This is a genomic window from Streptomyces sp. MI02-7b (genome assembly GCF_033793585.1).
Classification (GTDB): Bacteria; Actinomycetota; Actinomycetes; order Streptomycetales; family Streptomycetaceae; genus Actinacidiphila.
On the sequence record NZ_JARAWX010000007.1, the window covers coordinates 343,828 to 363,266 of the forward strand.

17 protein-coding genes are annotated in these 19,439 nt (G+C 73.5%); 10 read left to right on the forward strand and 7 right to left on the reverse strand.

Going from position 1 to position 19,439, the window contains the following annotated elements; genetic code table 11:
- Positions 1-92: 92 nt before the first annotated feature.
- Complete coding sequence (locus PV364_RS14675) at positions 93-491, forward strand: STAS domain-containing protein (protein WP_319660354.1); 399 nt, start codon at positions 93-95, stop codon at positions 489-491.
- On the opposite strand, the gene PV364_RS14680 is transcribed toward PV364_RS14675, so the two are convergent.
- Positions 393-1,379, reverse strand: coding sequence for a sigma-70 family RNA polymerase sigma factor (locus tag PV364_RS14680; protein WP_319660355.1), 987 nt, complete (start codon positions 1,377-1,379; stop codon positions 393-395). The two genes, PV364_RS14675 and PV364_RS14680, sit on opposite strands and share 99 nt — an antisense overlap.
- A gap of 117 nt (positions 1,380-1,496) precedes the next feature.
- Positions 1,497-3,944, reverse strand: coding sequence for a SpoIIE family protein phosphatase (locus tag PV364_RS14685; protein WP_415924557.1), 2,448 nt, complete (start codon positions 3,942-3,944; stop codon positions 1,497-1,499).
- Between the two features lie 945 nt (positions 3,945-4,889).
- On the opposite strand from PV364_RS14685, the gene PV364_RS14690 reads away from it, so the two are divergent.
- From PV364_RS14690 to PV364_RS14725, 8 genes are all read left to right on the forward strand, one after another.
- Entirely contained in the window at positions 4,890-6,455 is a 1,566-nt protein-coding gene (locus PV364_RS14690; protein WP_319660404.1) for a sensor histidine kinase, read from the forward strand.
- Between the two features lie 23 nt (positions 6,456-6,478).
- Positions 6,479-6,865, forward strand: a complete 387-nt coding sequence (locus PV364_RS14695) for a roadblock/LC7 domain-containing protein (RefSeq protein ID WP_319660405.1) — start codon at positions 6,479-6,481, stop codon at positions 6,863-6,865.
- On the forward strand, positions 6,862-7,221 hold the full coding sequence (locus tag PV364_RS14700) for a DUF742 domain-containing protein (protein ID WP_319660357.1): 360 nt from the start codon (positions 6,862-6,864) through the stop codon (positions 7,219-7,221). The genes PV364_RS14695 and PV364_RS14700 overlap by 4 nt, the downstream gene beginning before the upstream one ends.
- Positions 7,202-7,828, forward strand: coding sequence for a GTP-binding protein (locus tag PV364_RS14705; protein WP_319660358.1), 627 nt, complete (start codon positions 7,202-7,204; stop codon positions 7,826-7,828). The genes PV364_RS14700 and PV364_RS14705 overlap by 20 nt, the downstream gene beginning before the upstream one ends.
- The gene (locus PV364_RS14710) at positions 7,825-9,252 is read left to right on the forward strand and encodes a cytochrome P450 (protein WP_319660359.1); all 1,428 of its coding nucleotides are present in this window, start codon (positions 7,825-7,827) and stop codon (positions 9,250-9,252) included. Before PV364_RS14705 ends, PV364_RS14710 begins: the two co-directional genes overlap by 4 nt.
- 322 nt (positions 9,253-9,574) lie before the next feature.
- Positions 9,575-10,708 carry a selina-4(15),7(11)-diene synthase gene (locus tag PV364_RS14715; RefSeq protein ID WP_319660360.1) on the forward strand — a complete coding sequence of 378 codons (1,134 nt, stop codon included), beginning with the start codon at positions 9,575-9,577 and terminating at the stop codon, positions 10,706-10,708.
- Positions 10,709-10,736: 28 nt separating this feature from the next.
- Positions 10,737-12,089, forward strand: a complete 1,353-nt coding sequence (locus PV364_RS14720; RefSeq protein ID WP_319660361.1) for a cytochrome P450 — start codon at positions 10,737-10,739, stop codon at positions 12,087-12,089.
- A 53-nt stretch (positions 12,090-12,142) separates the two neighbouring features.
- The gene (locus tag PV364_RS14725) at positions 12,143-12,577 is read left to right on the forward strand and encodes a GNAT family N-acetyltransferase (protein ID WP_319660362.1); all 435 of its coding nucleotides are present in this window, start codon (positions 12,143-12,145) and stop codon (positions 12,575-12,577) included.
- A 126-nt stretch (positions 12,578-12,703) separates the two neighbouring features.
- On the opposite strand, the gene PV364_RS14730 is transcribed toward PV364_RS14725, so the two are convergent.
- The 5 genes from PV364_RS14730 to PV364_RS14750 all read right to left on the reverse strand — a co-directional run bounded on the left by PV364_RS14730 (position 12,704) and on the right by PV364_RS14750 (position 18,172).
- Entirely contained in the window at positions 12,704-13,195 is a 492-nt protein-coding gene (locus tag PV364_RS14730) for an RrF2 family transcriptional regulator (RefSeq protein ID WP_401973226.1), read from the reverse strand.
- A 78-nt stretch (positions 13,196-13,273) separates the two neighbouring features.
- Positions 13,274-14,560 (reverse strand): S8 family peptidase, encoded by a 1,287-nt coding sequence (locus PV364_RS14735; RefSeq protein WP_319660363.1) that lies wholly within the window; start codon positions 14,558-14,560, stop codon positions 13,274-13,276.
- A gap of 47 nt (positions 14,561-14,607) precedes the next feature.
- The gene (locus tag PV364_RS14740; protein ID WP_319660364.1) at positions 14,608-15,813 is read right to left on the reverse strand and encodes a glycosyltransferase 87 family protein; all 1,206 of its coding nucleotides are present in this window, start codon (positions 15,811-15,813) and stop codon (positions 14,608-14,610) included.
- A gap of 14 nt (positions 15,814-15,827) precedes the next feature.
- Complete coding sequence (gene mptB, locus PV364_RS14745) at positions 15,828-17,162, reverse strand: polyprenol phosphomannose-dependent alpha 1,6 mannosyltransferase MptB (RefSeq protein ID WP_319660365.1); 1,335 nt, start codon at positions 17,160-17,162, stop codon at positions 15,828-15,830.
- 203 nt (positions 17,163-17,365) lie between these two features.
- Positions 17,366-18,172 carry an alpha/beta hydrolase gene (locus PV364_RS14750; RefSeq protein WP_319660366.1) on the reverse strand — a complete coding sequence of 269 codons (807 nt, stop codon included), beginning with the start codon at positions 18,170-18,172 and terminating at the stop codon, positions 17,366-17,368.
- A 95-nt stretch (positions 18,173-18,267) separates the two neighbouring features.
- On the opposite strand from PV364_RS14750, the gene PV364_RS14755 reads away from it, so the two are divergent.
- Positions 18,268-19,389 carry a DUF2786 domain-containing protein gene (locus PV364_RS14755; protein WP_415924558.1) on the forward strand — a complete coding sequence of 374 codons (1,122 nt, stop codon included), beginning with the start codon at positions 18,268-18,270 and terminating at the stop codon, positions 19,387-19,389.
- Positions 19,390-19,439: the final 50 nt, after the last annotated feature.

Consider the following 19,439-nt stretch of genomic DNA (forward strand, 5'->3'; position numbering starts at 1 on the left):
CGGGGCGGAGGCAGAGCGGTGCAGGGCGGGCCGATGGATTCCGCCGGTGCGCACGGTCCTAACCGGTGAACGCCCGCCACAGGAGGTCGCCCATGGTCCAGCCCGTGCCCAGGCCCGACGACGGGCCCCCCGTGCTCGTGCTGCCCGCGACGGTGGCCCGGGAGGCGGTCCCGGGCTTGTGCGAGCGGCTGCGATGCCTGCTGGCAGGGCACCCGGGCGCCGCCACGGTGATCTGCGACGTGAGCGGACCGGCCGCCGACCCGGACATGGTGCTGATCGACGCGCTGGCCCGGCTGCAGCTCACCGCCCGCCGTCAGGGCGCCCGCGTCGTCCTGCGCGGAGCCGGGCGCCCGTTGCGGCAGCTGATCGCCCTGGTGGGGCTCGGCGGGACGCTAGGGCCGGCCGGCCTCCAGATGCGCGGGCAGACCGAAGAGCGGGAAGAGCCGCTGGGTGTCGAGGAAGGAGTTGAGCCCGGTGATCCGGCCCTGTGAGATCTCGATGACCTGCAGCGCCCACGGCTCGTGCCCGCCGTCCGCGCTCGGCCGGTACTGGGCGAAGCCGGGCATGCCGTTGGCGGCGACGGGCAGCAGCCGCGAGCCGCGGCAGCCGATGCCGTGGCCGGCCATCCAGGCCCTGATCTCCGCCGGGCCGAGCAGCCACAGCTCGTAGGGCGGCATGGACAGCGTGGCGTCCTCGTGCAGCAGCGAGGTGAGGGCGTCCAGGTCGTAGGACTCGAAGGCGGCCACATAGCGGGCCAGCAGCGCGCGCTGCTCCTCGTCGAGGGGTGCGGCCGGGTCGCCGGCGGCAGGAGCGGCCGAGGCGAGGGTGGCGCGGGCGCGCTGGAGGGCGCTGTTGACGGAGGCGACGGTGGTGTCGAGCAGTTCGGCGACCTCTGCTGCCTTCCAGGCCAGTACCTCGCGCAGGATGAGCACGGCCCGCTGCCGCGGGGCGAGGTGCTGCAGTGCGGCGACGAAGGCCAGCCGCACGGACTCGCGCCGGTCCGCGACGTCGGCCGGGTCGCCGTTCTCCGGCAGGACGCGCCCGTCGGGGGCCGGTGAGATCCAGGCGGTGTCCGGGAGCGCGCCGGGCAGCGGTCCTTCGGCGCTGCCGGGGGAGGCCAGGTCCATCGGCCGGGCCCGGCGCCCGGTGCCGCCGAGTGCGTCCAGGCACACGTTGGTGGCGATCCGGTACAGCCACGACCGCAGGCTGGAGCGGCCCTCGAAGCGGTCGTACGCGCGCCAGGCCCGCACCATGGTCTCCTGGACGGCGTCCTCGGCCTCGAAGAGGGAGCCGAGCATGCGGTAGCAGTAGCCGGTCAGTTCGGTGCGGTGGCGCTCCAGCTCCGTCGCCACGTCCGGTGGTGCAGCAAGGTCGCTCATGGGGCTTCTCCGCCTTCCGTCGCTTCGGGAACGCCCACGAGTCCACTTCAGCACACCCCACTGACAGCGGTCCCCGGCTTCACCGATCCCGCCCCCGCCGCGCCCGCCGCGGCCCGCTCAGCCCGCGGCGGCGACCGGGAGCTCCTGCTCGGCCCAGATGAGCTTGCCGTCGCCGGTGTAGCGGGTGCCCCAGCGCCGGGTGAGCTGGGCGACCAGGAACAGGCCGCGGCCGGACTCGTCGGTGGTGCGGGCGTGGCGCAGCCGCGGCACGGTGTTGCTGCCGTCGTAGACCTCGCAGATCAGCACCGTGTGCCGGATGAGCCGCAGGCGGATCGGCCCCGACGCGTGCCGGATGGCGTTGGTGACCAGTTCGCTCACCACCAGTTCGGTGATCGGGGCCACCTCCTCCAGCTCCCAGGCAGCGAGTTGACGGACCGCCAGACCGCGGGCGCAGCTGACCACTTCGGGATCGCAGGGCAGATCCCAGGTGGCGACCCGGCCGGGCCCGAGGGCCTGCGTACGGGCGAGGAGCAGCGCGACGTCGTCCTCCGGCGGACCGGTGAGCAGCGAGCCGGTGATGGACGCGCACAGGTCCTCCAGCGGCAGGCCGGGCCGGTCGAGGGCGTGGGCGAGCTTGTCCAGGCCGATGTCGGGGTCCTCGCCGAAGGACGTGAACAGCCCGTTGGTGTAGAGGGCGAGGACGGTGCCCTCCGGCAGGTTCAGCTCCGCCGACTCGAAGGGCATCGCGCCCAGGCCCAGCGGTGGTCCGGGGGGCAGCTCGGGGAACGTGACGGTGCCGTCGGGCGTCATCATCGCCGGCGGCGGGTGGCCCGCGCGGGCCGCGGTCAGCCGGGCGGTCACCGGGTCGTACACGGCGTACAGGCAGGTCGCGCCGAGTACGGCGGTGGCCACCGCGTCGTCGGCGCTGTCCTCCTCGGTGAGCCGGATGACCAGGTCGTCCAGGTGGGCCAGGAGTTCCTCGGGCGGCAGGTCCATGTCGGCCAGGGTGTGCACGGCCGTGCGCAGCCGCCCCATGGTCGCCGCCGCGTTGAGGCCGTGCCCGACGACGTCCCCCACGACGAGGGCCACCCGGGCCCCGGAGAGCGGGATGACGTCGAACCAGTCGCCCCCGACGCCGTCCTGGACGTCGGTGGGCAGATAGCGGGAGGCGACCTCCACGGCGGTGCCGCCGGTGAGCGCGTGGGGCAGCAGACTGCGCTGCAGCGCGAGGGCGGCCTCGTGCTCGCGGGTCCAGCGGCGGGCGTTGTCCACGCACACCGATGCGCGCGCCGCCAGTTCCTCGGCCAGCAGCAGGTCGTCCTGCTCGAAGGGTTCGGGCCGCCGGGCACGGAAGAAGGTGACCACGCCCAGGACGTTGCCGCGCGCCCGCAGCGGCACCCACATCGCCGTGCACATCCCGAACTCGCGGATCCTGGTCCGCCGGGCCGGGTCCGCGGTCAGCCAGGTCGCCTGGTCCACGTCGAAGTCGTGTCGCAGCAGGGACCGGGCCTCGGTCATGCAGCGTACGTACGGCGAGTCCTCCGGCGCCCGGATCGGCTCCCCGATCCGGGCCACGGCCTCCGGGGCGCCCTTGCGCACCGAGCTCAGCCCGGCGCGGCGCAGGGCGGTCGCCCGCAGCGCGAGGCCGCGCGGCGGCTCGTCGCCGCGCAGGACCCCCTCCAGCAGGTCCACGGTGACGAAGTCGGCGAGCCGGGGCACCGCCACGTCGGCCAGTTCCTGCGCGGTCCGGCCGATGTCGAGGGTGGTGCCGATGCAGGCGCCCGCCGTGTTGAGGAGAGCGAGGCGCTCGTGCGCCTTCGACCGGTCGGTGACGTCCATGGCCATGTAGCAGACGCCCGTCACACGGCCCTCGGAGTCCTCCAGGCGGCAGAACGAGGTCGAGTACACGTGCTCCTGGTGGGGCGCGGCCAGGGTCCAGCCCCGGTACTCGTAGTCGACCACCGGCCTGCCGGTGGCCAGCACCTTGCGCATGATCTTCTCGATGGGGGCGGTGTCGATGCCGGGCAGCGCGTCCCCCATCCGGCCGCCGATGCGCTGCTCGACGGGAACACCGCTGAAGCGCTCCAGGGTCTCGTTCATCCACACGAGGCGCAGTTCCGGGGTCAGGACGGCCATGCCGAGCGGGGACTGGGTCAGGAAGGCCTCCAGCACGGTGCCGCTGACCGCCCAGGAGGGGCTGTGGGCCAGGTCGATGCCGGACAGCAGCCAGCGTTCGCCGCCGTCGGTGCCGGACAGCGCCGACACGCGTACGCCCAGTTCCAGCCGCCGTCCGTCGCGGTGTCGGGCGGCCACCAGACCGCCCCAGCCGTCGCGGACCCGGCACTGCCGGGCGATGTCCGTGGCCCCGTCGGCGTGCAGGGGGTCGGCCAGCAGCGTCTCGGCAGGCCGGCCCACCACCTCGGCCGCCGGCCAGCCCAGCAGGCGTTCCGCCGCGGGCGTCCAGGCGGCCACCGCGCCGTCGGCGTCGACCACCATGGACGCGGCGAACCCCATGTCGAACGGCGCCGTCGCCGGGTCCGGCCCACCTTCCTTCGGGGTGACCATCACGGTGCCCCATTTCTGCGGAAACGTGTCTTTCATGCTAGGTCTTCGCGGCGGACGGGGCCTGCCGGGGCGTGGGGCGGTGTCGCGGCGGTCCGCCGCGCCAGGCGTACGGCGGGGTGGTCGCGGAGGGGAGCCCGGGCGGGCGGGGTGGCGTAGGCCGAGTGGTCGCCGTGCGCGTCGCTCACCGGACGACGTAATGATCACGTGTGGCGTTGGCGGTCGCCGCGCGGTCGTCCGGGGTCCGCATCCCACTGATTCCGGCCGGGCGCAAGTCCCCATCACTCTTACGGATGAAGCGGGGGAATGCCCGCGTGGCGGGCCCGGCGGCGGCGCGGGGGCGTGGGATGGGCGGCGTCGGCCCGGATCGGTCCGTCCGCGCGCGGGGCGGGGGCGGCCTCCAGCGGTCGGCTCCCCACGACCGGACCTCCGGGCCCGCGGGTCCGCAGGTCTGCGCCGGGCGGCCGGGACCGGCCGCCCGGGGGCTCCCTCGCGGCGTTCCGCTCCCTGGCCGGGCTGCCGCGGTCGCGGGCGCGTCACCTGCGGAAGTGCTGGTCGTGCGGGTGTGCGGCCGCGGTCCGCGGGGGGCTCCGGTCATCGCGACGTCCGGTCCCCGGTCCCGTCCGGCCGGTAGGGCGCCGCGGCCGGGATCCGTCACCGCCGGGACCGGCGGGTCCGGGGGCCGGGTGTGGCGTGATCGCCGCGGGGGGTTTGCGCGAGCGCTCCCCAGCCGGTATCGATACGTCAACCGGCATGTGTCATAGGCATCTTGACGGGGCATCGGCCACGATCGGAAGTGGCTATGCTACTTGCGGCTCAGCGTGTTGTAGCAATTACGCCTGGTCACGGCACTTGTGGCGATGTGTCCGGCGCTTGCGCACCGCCGCTGCCGAATCCGTGCTCGTGCTCGTGCTGTCGTCCCTGTCAAGCGATCACCTGAGGATGCTGATGGTTCGTGCTGGATCGTCCCCCGGAGACCGCCGGCCTGCCGCCACGTCCGCGTGGTTATTGCCGGCCGTCGTAGTCGCGGCGGTCACGGCCGTCGCCGTATGGACCGTCCCGGCCGGGGCGAGGGAGGCGGTCTTCTGGTGCGGTGTGACCGCCACCGTCGCCGTCGCCGTGCTGGCGGTCGAAGTCGCCCGCCGCGGAGCCCTCAACGAGGAACTGCGCGAGGAAGCCGCGCGGCAGAACGCCGAGTTGCAGTACCGGCTTTCCCAGCAGGAGGCCGAGACGCTGCGGCTGGCCCGCGAGCAGGTGCCCGCCGCGATGGCCCGCCTGCAGCGCGGCGACTTCATGGAGGACGTGCTCAAGGAGATCGAGACCCGGCCCGAGGGACTCACCCCCGAATTCCTGGGCGCGCACCAGGCGCTGATCCGCGCCACACTCGGAGCGGTCTCCGCGGAGGAGGACATCCGCGAGTCCTCGCAGCGCGCGTTCGTCAACATCGCCCGCCGCGTGCAGGCCATCGTCCACCAGCAGGCCAGTGACCTGCGGAACATGGAGGACCGGCACGGGCAGAGCCCCGAGGTCTTCGGCGACCTGCTCAAGCTCGACCACGGCACCGCGCTGATCGGCCGGCTCGCGGACAGCATCGCGGTCCTCGGCGGTGCCCGTCCCGGCCGCCAGTGGAGCAAGGCCGTACCGCTGTTCAGCGTGCTGCGCGGCGCGATGTCGCGGATCATCGACTACCAGCGCATCGAGCTGCACTCGGTCTCCGAGGTGGCGATCGTCGGCCCCGCCGTGGAGCCGCTGATCCACGCGGCCGCGGAGCTGCTGGACAATGCCACTCGCTACTCCCCGCCCCAGACCCGGGTGCACGTCACCGCGGTCGAGGTGCAGTCCGGTATCGCGATCGAGATCGAGGACGGCGGCGTCAGCCTCAGCGAGGAGGCCCGGCAGCGGGCCGAGCAGATGCTCGCCGAGGCCCAGGCGGGCATCGACCTCAACGGCCTGGGCGAGACCCCGCGGCTCGGCCTCGCGGTCGTCGGCCGGCTGTCCAAGGCGTACGGCTTCCAGGTCTCCCTGCGGACGTCGGCGTACGGCGGTGTCCGCGCGGTGCTGGTCGTACCGCAGGACCTGATCACGACGATGACCAACGCGACGGGGCTGGCCCACGGCATCGGTGCCACGTCCGGTCCTCGTCCGGTGCCGGCACCCCGCCCCGGGGGTTCGAGGACCGTTCCGGAGACCCGCCCGGCCACCGGTCCCCGCCGGTCGGAGACGGTGGAGACCGGGACCGTGTCGGCCGAGATGGCCGACGAGATCCCCGTCGTGCACGAGCGCACCGCGAACGGACTGCCGCAACGCCGCCGGCGCGCGACTCCCCCGGCTCCGGCTGCTCGTGCGGGGTCCGGGTCCGCCGCCGGTTCCGTCACCGCTTCCCATGCCAAGCCGCCGGCCGATGAGCCGGTGCAGCCGGGCATGTGGCTGGCCGCCTTCCAGAGCGGCGTGTCCGGTGAGACGCCGCCTGCCGCTCCCGTCAAGAGTGACGAGTCGTTAGATAAGGGTGAGTAGCCGTGATTCAGCAGCGGGCCAACATGGACTGGATGCTCAAGGACCTGGCGACCAGCGTTCCGCAGACCCGCCATGTGGTGGTGCTCTCGGCGGACGGTTTGCGCATGGCCCAGTGGGGGGCGGACACGGACACGGCCGACCGGCTCGCCGCCGCCTGCGCGGGACTGCAGAGCCTTGCGGCGGCCGTCGCCACCGAGTTCCCGCACGGTGACGGGCGCATGCGCCTGGTCGTGATCGAGATGTCGGGCGGCTTCTTCTACCTGATGGCGGCCGGGGCGGGGGCGTATCTCGCGGTGCTGGCGGACGAGGGCGTCGACGCCGGACTGATGGGGCAGCGTATGCGCGACCTCGTCGCCCGCATCGGCGAGCACCTCAGCAGCCCTCCCCGTAGTGACGGGCAGGCAGGATGAGTGAAGCGGATCAGGGATGGGAGGAAGGCAGCCCCGAGCGGCTCTACGTGATCACCCGGGGCCGCAGCGGGACGTCCGGCGGTTCCGCCCTCGACCTGGTCACGCTCGTCCGGTCGCGGACCGGGCCACCGCCGGGGATGCCCCCCGAACAGGCGGCGATCGTGCGGCTGTGCAGCTCACCGCTCTCGGTCGCGGAGATCTCCGCCTACCTGGGCCTGCCGGTGAGCGTGGTCACGGTGCTCCTGCTCGACCTCCTGGCCGAGAAGCGGGTCGAGGCGCGGTCGCCCATCCCCCCTGCCCAACTTCCCGATGTCGCTCTTATCGAGGCGGTGATACATGGACTTGAGAAGCTCTGACCCGCGGGTGGTCCCGGGACCGCGAAGCGAGGACGTACTCCCGGAATCCGCCGCCGCCGCGGTCAAGATAGTGATCGTCGGAGGCTTCGGGGTCGGCAAGACGACCCTGGTCGGCTCGGTCAGCGAGATCCGTCCGCTGACCACCGAGGAGACCATGACCCAGGCGGGTGTCGGCGTGGACGACATCGCCGGGGTCGAACGCAAGACGGCGACCACCGTCGCGATGGACTTCGGCCGGATCAGCATCAACAGGGAACTGGTGCTCTACCTCTTCGGCACGCCGGGCCAGCAGCGTTTCTGGTTCCTGTGGAACGGCCTGTTCGAGGGGGCCCTGGGCGCGGTGGTGCTGGTGGACACCCGCCGGCTGGAGGTCAGCTTCGACGTGATCGGCCGGCTGGAGGAGCGCGGAGTGCCCTTCGTCGTCGCGATCAACACCTTTCCCGAGGCGCCCCGCCATCCGGTCGACGACCTGCGGGCCGCGCTCGACCTGCCCGCGCACGTACCGATAGTCGACTGCGACGCCCGCAAGCGGGAGTCCAGCCGCGATGTGCTGATGACCTTGATGCGATACCTGCACTCCCTTGCCGTTACCACGGAGGCATCGTGACCACTCCACCCCCCGAATGCCCGGCCCACGCCGCGGGATTCGGCGCCGGCGGCGCGCGGCGGCTGTACGGCGCCGAGGCCGAGGCCGACCCGATGGGCGTGTACGAGAAGCTGCGCGCCGAGCACGGGGCGATCGCCCCGGTCCTGGTCCACGGGGACCTGCCCGCCTGGCTCGTGCTCGGCTACCGGGAGAACCTGGAGGTGCTGCGCACACCGTCGCGCTTCTCCTCCGACTCCCGGCGCTGGCACGCCTTCCAGGAGGGCAAGGTGCCGCCGGAGCACCCGATCGCCCCGACGGTCATGTGGCAGCCGCTGGTCAACTTCAACGACGGCGACGCCCAGAAGCGTCTGCGCGGTGCGGTCAGCCGGGGCCTGAGCCGGTTCAACCGGCACGGCATCCGGCGCCACGTCACCCGGGTGACGCACCAACTGGCCGACGAGTTCTGCGCGAAGGGCCGGGCGGACCTGGTCGGGCAGTTCGCGGAGCTTCTCCCGGTCCTGGTGCTCACCAACCTGCTGGGCCTGCCCGAACAGGACGGCCCGCGCCTGGCCGAGGCGTGCCGTGACCTCATGAAGGGCACGGAGACCTCGCTCGCCAGTTACGGCTACATCCTGGAGGCGCTGACCAAGCTGGTGGCGGAGAAGCACGCCTCGCCCGGCTACGACCTGGCCTCCTGGCTGATCGAGGACGAGGCGGGGCTCAGCGACGACGAGGTGGTGCAGCACCTGCGGCTGGTGCTGGTCGCGGCCAACGAGACCACGGCCAATCTGATCTCCGACATGATCAAGCTGGTGCTCACCGACCCGCGTTTCCGCGGGAACCTCTCCGGTGGCCACATGACGCTGCCGGACGGCCTGGAGCAGGTGCTCTGGGACCAGCCCCCGCTGTGGGTGATGCCCGGCCGGTACGCGACGGGCCCCATGGAGCTGGGCGGCCAGCACATCGAGGAGGGCGACATGCTCCTCCTCGGGCTCGCCGCCGGGAACACCGATCCGGCGATCCGCCCGGACCTCGCCGCCTCCATGCACGGCAACCGGTCCCACCTGGCCTTCGGCGGCGGTCCGCACGAGTGCCCGGGTCAGGACATCGGCCGTGCCATCGCCGAGACGGGCATCGATGTGCTGCTCGGCCGGCTGCCGGACCTGAACCTGGCCGTCGAGGAGGACGCGCTGGTCCGGGTCCCGTCCTGGACCTCCCGTCATCTGCTGGAGCTCCCGGTGGAGTTCACCCCGCGGAGGCCGCAGCGGGACGAGGACGCCGAGGGCGCTGCCGCCGCCTCGCGCCCGGTGGCCGAGCCGGAGGCCGTCCCCCGGCCCGCTCCGTCCCCGGTGCCGCAGCAGACGCTTCCGCCGCAGCCGGCCTTCCCGCCCCGCGCGCCGAGGCGCTCGTGGTGGCGGGTTCTCACGGGGTGGCTGAGGCGCTAGGCGATCGTCTCATTCTGTGACCCGCGCACGGTGGGCGCACGGGCGAATGCGCCTGTGCGCCCGCCGTGCGCTTGTCCGTGCTCGGCGCGGCCATGTCCCCTGGTCGTGACCGGGTCATGCGCCCGGCGCACATGAAGCGCACGCCCAGCGCAAGGAGGGGGTGCGCCAACTGCCGTTCGCATGGCGAGATTTCGCGCCTTGACGGGGTGGCGATATGCCGGGGTAATGGTCGCTGAAGCTGATCCACTCGCACTCCGCGCGGCCACGTGCCGTGCGGACCTTCGTGGTGGTCAGTGCGCGGACAACTGAGAGGTGATCGTCAGTGGGGCCTGACCTGGTAGTTCCACCGATCTACTCTCCCCTCAAGCCGGCGATCCACCCGCACCACGCGGCGATCGACGCACGGGCGGCAGCCTGGGCGGAGCAGTTCCGTATCGGCTCCGAGGAACTGCGCGGCCGGCTGGTGAAACACGACATCGGGACGTTCGCCGCGCGGGTCCTGCCCGAGGGCAGGGAGGAAGTCGTGGCCATCGCCGCGGACTTCATCATCTGGCTCTTCGGCGTGGACGACGGCTACTGCGAGGAGGGCGAGCTCGGCACCCGTCCCGGCGAACTCATGGGAGCGCTCTCCCGGCTGCTCCGCATCGCCCAGAACCCCGAAGTCCCCATGCTGGCCGAGGACCCGCTGGCGCAGGGCCTGCGCGACCTCCGGTACCGGATGGACCTGTACGGCACGCCGGGCCAGGTCGCCCGCTGGATCGACGCCCTGCGGGAGTACTTCTCCTCGGTCGTCTGGGAGGCGTCCTTCCGGAGCGCCGGCACCGTGCCCGATCTCAACGACTACACCCTGATGCGGATCTACGACGGCGCCACGTCCGTCATGATGCCGCTCCTGGAAATGGGGCAGGGTTACGAACTCCAGGCGCACGAGCGGGACCTCACGGCCGTGCGAGCGGCGGCGGAGATGGCGTACTTCATCATCTGCTGGGACAACGACGTCTTCTCCCACCACAAGGAGGCGCGGGCGGGCGGCTTCTACCTCAACGCCGTTCGTGTGCTGGAGGTGGAGCACGACATCCCGCGGGACCAGGCGTTGAGCATGGCCATCGCCCAGCGCGACCGCGTGATGAACCTCTTCCTGCGCACCGCCGAGTACCTGCAGACCTACGGCAGCCCTCAACTGCGCCAATTCCTCGACAGTCTCGGTCACTTCATCCGGGGGGCCGAGGACTGGGGAGTGAGCTCGATCCGCTACACCACACCCGACGATCCGGCGAACCTCCCCTCGACCTTCCGTGACACCCCGAGCGACGACAGCCCGGAGCCCCTGGACATCCCCGCGATCTCCTGGTGGTGGGACGTGCTGCCGGAGCAGGACGAGTCCCGTCCGTCACAGGGAATCGCACAGGCATCCGTCGACTCTTTCCTACACCCGATCGCACAGCGCACGGCATAGATTCCACGAAAGAAGAGGAGTTTTCGGGGTGAATGCTGAATTGCGCTCCGTCCCGCGCGCCCCTGGGCGGCTACCCCTGCTCGGCCATGTGTGGCCGCTGGCGCGTGACACGCTCGGCTTCGTCAAGTCCCTCCGGGACACCGGCGACCTGGTCCGGGTCGACGTCGGCACCATGTCGGTCTACTTCGTCAACAGCCCCGCGCTGGTCAACGAGCTCCTGGTCACCAAGGGGCGCAGCTTCGAGAAGGGCCGCTTCTTCGACCGCCTGAAGATCCTGGTGGGCGACGGCCTGGTCACCGCGGGCGGCGAGACCCATCGCAGGCACCGCAAGCTGATGCAGCCGATGTTCCACCGGTCCCGGATCGCCGGCTATGCCGAGATCATGAACGCCCAGGCGCTGGCGCTCGCCGAGTCGTGGCGGCCGGGCGAGACCGTGGCGGTGGAGCGGGAGATGGCCGCCCTCGTGGTCAACACCCTCTCGGGGACGATGTTCTCCACCGACATCGGCAAGCCGGCGGTCGACGCCATCCGCGTGCACCTGCCGGTCATCGTCAACACCCTGCTGCTGCGCACCGCCTCGCCCAGCTTCCTCGACCGGGTGCCGATCCCCGCGAACCGGCGCTTCGACGCGGCGGCGGGTCAGCTGCTGCGGGTCATCGACGACGTCGTGGCCGCGGCCCGCACCGCCGGCGACACCGACCGTCCCGACCTGCTGTCGACGCTGCTCGCGGCGCGGGACGCGGACACCGGGGAGTCGCTCACGGACGTGGAGGTGCGGGACGAGCTCAGCACCATCTTGTTCGCCGGCGCGGAGAACACCGCGACGACGCTCACCTGGGCCTTCCACGAGATAGCCCGGCACCCCGAGGTGGAGGAGCGCCTCCTGGACGAGATCGCCGCTGTGTCGGGCGGCGGCCCCGTCACCGTGGACGCCGTAGCGAAGTACGAGTACCTGCCGCGGGTGATCAACGAGGTGGTCCGGCTGCACGGCGTCACCCTGCTCATGCGCCGTTCCGTCGAACCGGTGGAACTCGGCGGGGTGCTGCTTCCCGCGGGCACCGAGATCGCGTTCAGCCTCTACGCGCTGCACCGCGATCCGCGTTCGTTCCCGGACCCGGAGCGCTTCGACCCGGACCGATGGCTGCCGGAGCGCAGCGCGGACCGGCCGCGCGGCGCGTTCGTCCCGTTCGGCAGCGGCACCCGCAAGTGCATCGGGGACTCGTTCGCCTGGATGCAGATGATCGTCTCGCTGGCCACGCTCCTCTCCCACCGCCGCCTGCGCCCCACCGGCCACTTCGCCCGCGAGGTGGCCGCCGCCGTGCCCCACCCCGACCGCCTTCCGATGGTCGTCGAGGCACGGCACGCCACGGAGGCGCCTTAGCACAGAAGCTCGTGGCCCGCCGGGTGTCCGTCAGGCCCTCTTAGGATCTGCGCATGGAGCTGACATTCGTGGATGTACGGCCCGGCGATCCGGACATGACGGCCGAGGTGGGCCCGCTCATACGGACGTTGAGGCCCGCTCTGACCGCCGACGGTTTCGCCGCCTTCGCCGGTGAGGCGCATGCGCAGGGCCTGGTCTTCACCGCTGCACGCGACGACCTGGGGCGGTACCTCGCCGTCGCGACGCACCGCGTGCTCGCCACCAGCCGGGGCCGCACTCTCTTCGTGGACGACCTGGTGACCGCCCTCGACGCACGCCGGGCCGGGGTGGGGGCCCGGCTGCTGGAGGATCTGGAGATCAGAGCCCGCAAGGCGGGCTGCGAGCGCATCGAGCTCCACTCGGGCGTGACCAACCACGGCGCGCACCGCTTCTTCCACACGTGCCGGATGGCGATCACCGCCCTGCACTTCACCCGCGACCTGACCTGACCCTCGCCCCCCGACCCCGTCTCCGCCGGCGAGCCCCGGAGGCCACGGCCCCGGCACCCCACGAAACGCGCGCCGGGGTGCCGGACCGCGCCGGGCACCCGGGAGGGCGGGCGCAGCGAGCGGGCGTCAGGCCCGAGCCTCCCGCAGCCAGCCGCGAGTGCGTTCCGGGGCCTGGGGGGCGACGGCCTCGACGGAGACCTTGAGGTCGGCGAGGGTCTGGCCGGCCAGTTCCCGCCGCCAGGCGAGATCCGCGCGGGACATGGTCTGGTGCACCAGACACGGCTGGCGGAAGTCGTCACCGAGCATCCGGCCGTGGCCGGGGGTTTGCCGGCGGATGTCGGTGCACTGGAAGGCCGGGTCGCGTCCCTCGATGGCCGTGACCACGTCCAGGACGGTGATCTCCTCCGGCCGCCGGGCGAGCCGGAAGCCGCCGCGCGGCCCGGGGGTGGACGAGACGATGCCCTCGCGGGCCAGCGCCTGGAGCTGTTTGTTGAGGTACGCCGTGGGCAGTTCGTAGAAGGCGGCGAGCCGGGCCGCCGTGACGGCCTCCTCGGGACCGGCCCAGGCCAGGTTGAGGCAGCAGTGCAGTGCCCACTCCACGCCCTCGTTCATCCGCATGTTCTCGATGCTACATGTCCAGAACCCACGATCACGGACATATGGAGTCCAGGATTCCGCGACCTCGGCGGACCTCGCTCACAGATCGCCGGTGAAGGCCAGCAGCGTCGGCGTCCCCCAGGGGGCACCGGCCGACGCGTTGGGGGTGGCCTGGGCGATGAGCCACTTCTTCACGACGTCGAAGGGCGCGTCCCCGTACGTGTCCTTGTAGAGCGCGGCGATCCCGGTCACGTGGGGGGCGGCCATCGACGTGCCGCTCATCAGGGCGTACGACCCGTCGGGCCAGGCGGAGGCGATGTCCACGCCGGGCGCGGTGAGGTTGACGCAGCTGCCGAAGTTGCTGAAGGACGCCAGGTGGTCGGCCCGGTCGGTGGCGGCCACGGTGAACGCCTCGGTCGCGCTGGCGGGGGAGATCACGCAGGAGTTGATGTCGTCGTTGCCCGCCGCGACGACCGGGAAGACCCCGGCACGGGCCAGGCCGTCCAGGGCGTCGTTCATCGCGGGCGAGTACATGCCGCCCAGCGACACGTTGGCCACGGCGGGCTTCACCGCGTTCCGCGCCAGCCAGTTGATACCCGCGATGATCCCCGAGTTGGGTCCCGCGGCGTCGCAGTCGAGGACCCGGACGGAGACCAGGTGGACCGCGCGGGCGATGCCGGCGTGCGCGCCGCCGACCGTGCCCGCGACGTGCGTGCCGTGACCGGCGCAGTCCTCGCCGTCCAGGCCGTCGTCGACCTCGTCGATGCCGGGTGTGGCGCGGCCGCCGAACTCCTCGTGCGCGAAGTCGATGCCGCTGTCGATGATGTAGGCCGTCACCTTGGAGCCGGTGGCCCTCACGGTGAAGCCGTGCGTGTGGGGGGTGCGGTGGGAGATGCGCTCCAGGCCCCAGAAGATGCCGGGCGCGGCGAGTTCGGCGTCCGTGGCGCCCGGACCGTCGGTCCCGTGCCCGTCGTGCGCGCCCGGGCGCGGGAGCAGCCGCCGCGGCGAGCCGGCCCGGTCCTCCGGGGCGAGGGTGACCTTGGTGTCCTGCTCGACCTTGCGGACCTGGGGGAGCGCCCGCACCTGCGCCAACTGCGGCTCGGTCAGCGGCGCGGAGAAGCCGACCATCGCGTCCTGGTACAGGTGGTGCGGGGTGATCCCGGCGTCGCGCGCGACGCCCGCGGGGTCGCTGCCGGGGACCAGGGTGACGATGTACGCGCCGGGGATGGCGTTCGGCGCGCTCGCGCCCAGCAGCGGGGCGAGGACGGGCAGCGGGGCCGGCGCCCGCACGGGTGCGGCGGCCGCCATGGGCAGCACACACACGGCACTGAGGGCGCTCACGCACGCGGCGGTCATGGTCAACGTCCGGCGCAGGGACACACGCATGCGTGAACTCCTCGGTCGTCAGGGGGGCCGCGTGAGCCGTCGGGCCGTCAGCCGGCCCGCTCTCCCACCCTGTCAGCCAAGATCGGACCGGTGCGCGCCCGGCTACGCCATCCGTGCCGGGGTGCCAGCAGCAGTCCCATGGCGATCCAGACGTACGCGCTGCCGCCGACGAGCGAGCCCACGCCGCCCCGGCCCGGGTCGTCCAGCCAGAGCCACACGATGCTGCTGCACAGGATCACGTACGCACCGGCCGCCACCGCCACCCGGGCCCGGGTCCGCACCCGCAGCGCCTCGCCCGCCAGCACGGCGAGCGCGGGGATCATCCACACCAGGTGGTGCACCCAGGTCACCGGGCTGACCAGGCAGGCCGCGACACCGGTCAGCGCCACGCCGTGCGTGACGTCGGCGCGCCGCACCTTGTACGCCCACACCGCCAGCACGGCCACCACCGCGACCGCCCACACCCATTCCGGCGCGTCGAGCCGGGCCAGGGTGCCGCGCAGCGACTGGTTGCCGGCGTACGAGAGCGAGCCGACGCGGTCGGTGTCCCACAGCGCCCTCGTCCAGAACGTACGGGACGCGCCCGGCGCGGTCAGCGCGGCGAACAGGGTCGCCGCGGCGGCCGTGACCGCCGCCGTGAGACCGGCCCGGCGGTGCCCGGCGAGCAGCAGCCAGCCGATGAACAGGGCCGGGGTCAGTTTGACGGCGGCGGCCAGGCCCGTGGCGTACCCGGCCCAACGGCTGCCGCGGCGCAGCAGTTCGGCGTCGAGCAGCACCAGCGCGAGCAGCGCGAGGTTGACCTGCCCGAAGGTGAAGGTGTCCCGGACCGGTTCGAGCAGCGACAGCAGGCAGCCCGCCAGCACCATCGCGTACCAGTACGGCCAGCCCTGGCGGCGGATCAGCGGTCCGGCCGTCCACTGCAGCACCAGCAGCCCGGCGACGATGTTGAGGGTGGCCGCCAGCACCACGGTGGTCGGCCAGTCGACCCAGGCCATCGGCAGCATGCACAGCGCGGCGAACGGCGGATAGGTGAAGCCGTACACGGTACCCGGCCGCAGGTAGGCGTAGAGCGCGCCGCCGTCGTGCACCCAGGAGTTGACCGCCCCGTGGTAGACGGCCACGTCGAACCAGTGCCGGTGCAGCGGCACCGTGACCAGGAAGACGGCGGTCGCGGTCACCGCCAGGACGGCGCTCACCACGCGTCGCGTGCCGGGCGATCCGAGGGAGCCGAGTGCGCGAGGGGGACGGGGCATGGAGGTCCTGACGTTCATGGGGCCGGGGCCGGGCGGGTCGGCCGGAGCAGCCGCACGAGATGGAGCAGGACGATCGGCAGCAGGGCCGCGGCGGCTCCCGCGGTCGCCAGGACCACCTGGTGCACGGTGGCCGGGAAGCCGTTGGGGAGCACCGCCAGGGCCAGGACCGCGCTGCCGACGGCGGCCGTCCGGCGTACCCGCCCGTCAGGCGCGGCCACGGCGAGCGGCACGAGCCCCCACAGCAGGTACCAGGGGCGTATCGCGGGGCCGAGCAGGGCCACCGCCAGCAGGCTCAGGCCGAGCGCGTACACCGGGCCCAGCCGCCGGCGGAACAGCCACACCGCCCCGATCGCCAGCGCGACGGCGACCAGGCTCAGCACCCGCCAGGTGTGCGGGGTGCCCATGAAGCGGGCCATCGTGTTGACCAGCGACCAGTTGGAGGCGGAGGCGGGCGTGGACAGGGCGCCTATCCAGCCGTACCCCACGCCGGTCACCGCCGTGATGCCGACCGTCGTGGCCCCGGCGACCGCCGCCACGCCGGCGCCCGTGCGGGCCAACCGCCAGCGTCCTTCCAGGTGTTCCGCCCACAGCGTCGCCACGACCAGCAGTCCCAGCGCGGCCGGGGCCTTCACCAGCGCGGCCAGCGTCACCAGCACCGCCGCGACCACCGGCCGCCGCGCCAGCGCGGCGCCGAGACCGGCGCCCAGCAGGCCGAGCATCACCGCGTCGTTGTGCGCGCCGGCCACGAGGTGCAGCAGCACCAGGGGGTTGAGCGCCCCCAGCCACACCGCCTGCGCGGGGTCGGCGCCGCAGCGCCGGGCGAGCCGCGGCAACTGCGTCGCCAGCAGCGCCACTCCGAGCAGCGCCAGCGCCCGCATCCCGGTGATGCCGGCGTGCGCGCTCAGCCGTGCGAGCGCCAGGAAGGCGGGACCGTACGGTGCGGGGGTGTCCCGCCAGATGGCCGGCACCTCGGCCGCCGCCGCGCCGCCGAGCACGCTCGGCCCGTACGTGTAGGCGTCGATGCCCTTGCTGACCATCGCGCCCTGCGCCAGGTAGCTGTAGACGTCCCTGCTGAACAACGGCGGTGCCAGCAGCAGCGGCGCGGCCCACACGGCGAACGTCGTCAGCAGGCTCCGTGTCGTCGGCGGCCGCGGCCCGCGCACCAGCCGGCCCAGCTGCCACCACGCCGCGATCAGCAGCCCGAGCCCGAAGTAGGCCACCAGCAGCCCGATCGCCGCCTCGCCTCGCGGCAGCGCGATCCCGTCCCGAACGGGCAGCGCCCCTGCGGCCCTTCCGCCGACGGCCAGCGCGACCGTCCCGGCGAGTCCGAGGGCCGTGGTGCGAGTCACCACCGCACGATCGCATCGCCGGGTGACCGTCGAACGACGCGCGAGCGACGGGCGAGTGACCGATCATCCCGGGGCCGGTCGCGGATGCGGTGGGTCCGAGTGCGGGTGTGTGCCCTGGGGGGCGCGGGATACGGCGCGATCGGCCTCCGCGGACCCGCGCCCGAGGGCGCCGGGCTTCCCACGGAGCGCCCGGTACCGCGGCGTCAGCCGAGGCGCGCCGCGGCCTCCGCGATGATCGACGCGACGCGGGCGGGCTGTTCGACGAGGACGCCGTGGCCCGCGCGGGGGACGGGGACCAGGGTGATGGTGGGGCAGGCGTCCAGGTCACGGCGCTCGCCGTCGGTGAGGCCGATGTCGTCCGCGTCGCCGCGGACGACCCAGACGGGCAGGGCGGTGGCGCACAGCCGGGGGACGAGCGAGCCGTGCCGGTCCAGGTGGTCGTAGTAGTGGCGCAGCGCGCGGTGGCAGAAGGCGGGGTCGTTGTCGGCCAGGACCGCGGCGAGGGTGTCGCGGCGTCCGGGCGGCAGGCCGTCCCGCGCGGCCCGCGGGAAGAGCCGCAGCGCGACCGCCCAGGCCGCCCCGCCCAGTCCCGGGACCCGGCCGAGGCGGTCCAGCAGCGCGAACTCCCGGGCCTCGTCGTCCCGCGAGAAGCTGGGGGAGAGCAGCACGAGCGGCCCGGCGAAGGCGCCGGTGACCGCCATCTCGATGGCCACCGTGGAGCCGAGGCCCTGCCCGACGACGAGGTCGCAGTCCCGTTCGGCGGCGAGCCGGCCGAGCAGGCGGGCGTAGTTCTCCACGGAGACGTCCTCCGGTGCCGGGGTGCGCCCGAAGCCGGGGAGGGTGACGGCGGTCATGCCGAGGCGCGCGTCCGCGATCGCCGGTTCGGCCATGACGTCGGCGTAGAACTCGGCGGTGCACATGCCGCCGGGCAGCAGCAGCGCCCTGTGCCGGGCGTCGGCCGGTCCGGCGGTCCGGATGTCCCAGTCCGCGGGGCGGGTCTCGGTGCTCACGGGGCCCCACCCTGGTGCCGCCGCCCTGGTCGCGCGACCACCGTGCTCCGTACGCGGCGTGTCGCCGGGATGCGATCCTGGACGGCGTGCGGGACGTGACGACGGTGGTACGGGAGGCGTTCGCGGGCGCCGTGGGGGCGGCCGGCGAGGACGCCGAGTTCGCGGTGGACGCGGGGGCGTCGGCGCTGGCGTCGGCGGGCTGGGAGCAGGCCGGTCCGGCGGTGGTGGCCGCGGCGGACGATCTGCTGAGCGGCTGCCGGGCCCGCGGCTGGGGGGACCCGGACCTGGTGCGGATGGCCCGCCGGGAGCTGGGCCCCGAGCACGTGCGGCTCGCGGAGCGGCTGCTCGCCGCGGACGGAGGGCCGCGGACGGAGGCGGCCGCCCTGCTGACGGGGTACGCCCGCGAGGAGCGGATGGACCGCTTCGGGGCGGCGACCGCCGTGCTGGAACTCGTCCGCCTGCTCGGCCGTCTCCCCCGGATCACCCCGCTGACCGCCGCGCCGCCGCGGCCCTCGGCGGGGGGCGGCGCGGGCTCCAAGCTGGGGCGCATCCGGGCGCTGCTGGCGAAGGCCGAGTCGACCCCGTACCCGGAGGAGGCCGAGGCGCTCAGCGCCAAGGCGCAGCATCTGATGGCCCGCTACAGCGTCGACGAGGCCCTGGTGGCGGGGACCGCCCCCGGCGACGGGCCCGGCGCGCGGCGCGTCGGCGTGGACCGGCCGTACGAGGCCCCCAAGGCGCTGCTCCTGGACGCCGTCGCGGCGGCGAACCGGTGCCGGGCGGTGTGGTCGGCGGAGTTCGGCTTCTCGACGGTGGTCGGCTACGAGGCCGATCTGGAGGCCGTGGAGGTGCTGTACACCTCGCTGCTGGTCCAGGCCGAGGCCGCGATGCTCCGCGGCGGCGCCCCGGCGGCGGGCGGCGGCACGACACGTCCCAAGGGCCGCAAGAACCTGTCCCGGAACTTCCGCGAGTCCTTCCTGATCGCCTACGCCGGCCGGATCGGGGACCGTCTCGCCACGGCCACCCGGGACGCCACGCGCGAGGCCGGCGAGGAGAGCGGCGCGGCAGCGGAGGTGCTGCCCGTGCTCGCGGCCCGCGAGGTCGCGGTGGGCCGGGCGGCCGACCAGATGTTCCCGCAGACCCGTTCGCAGCGGCTCAAGGGCCGCGACCGCGAGGGCTGGGAGCACGGCACGGCCGCGGCGGACGGCGCGCAGTTGTAAACGGGCCGGAAAGCCGCCCGCGCGCCGCCGGGAAAGGGCCCGCGGCACCC

Excerpts from the sequence above, each read along its gene's own strand:
- PV364_RS14675 (WP_319660354.1), top strand. The coding sequence starts at position 93 with ATGGTCCAGCCCGTGCCCAGGCCCGACGACGGGCCCCCCGTGCTCGTG.
- PV364_RS14680 (WP_319660355.1), bottom strand. The coding sequence starts at position 1,379 with ATGAGCGACCTTGCTGCACCACCGGACGTGGCGACGGAGCTGGAGCGC.
- PV364_RS14685 (WP_415924557.1), bottom strand. The coding sequence starts at position 3,944 with ATGGTCACCCCGAAGGAAGGTGGGCCGGACCCGGCGACGGCGCCGTTC.
- PV364_RS14690 (WP_319660404.1), top strand. The coding sequence starts at position 4,890 with ATGGTTCGTGCTGGATCGTCCCCCGGAGACCGCCGGCCTGCCGCCACG.
- PV364_RS14695 (WP_319660405.1), top strand. The coding sequence starts at position 6,479 with ATGGACTGGATGCTCAAGGACCTGGCGACCAGCGTTCCGCAGACCCGC.
- PV364_RS14700 (WP_319660357.1), top strand. The coding sequence starts at position 6,862 with ATGAGTGAAGCGGATCAGGGATGGGAGGAAGGCAGCCCCGAGCGGCTC.
- PV364_RS14705 (WP_319660358.1), top strand. The coding sequence starts at position 7,202 with ATGGACTTGAGAAGCTCTGACCCGCGGGTGGTCCCGGGACCGCGAAGC.
- PV364_RS14725 (WP_319660362.1), top strand. The coding sequence starts at position 12,143 with ATGGAGCTGACATTCGTGGATGTACGGCCCGGCGATCCGGACATGACG.
- PV364_RS14730 (WP_401973226.1), bottom strand. The coding sequence starts at position 13,195 with ATGCGGATGAACGAGGGCGTGGAGTGGGCACTGCACTGCTGCCTCAAC.
- PV364_RS14735 (WP_319660363.1), bottom strand. The coding sequence starts at position 14,560 with ATGCGTGTGTCCCTGCGCCGGACGTTGACCATGACCGCCGCGTGCGTG.
- PV364_RS14740 (WP_319660364.1), bottom strand. The coding sequence starts at position 15,813 with ATGCCCCGTCCCCCTCGCGCACTCGGCTCCCTCGGATCGCCCGGCACG.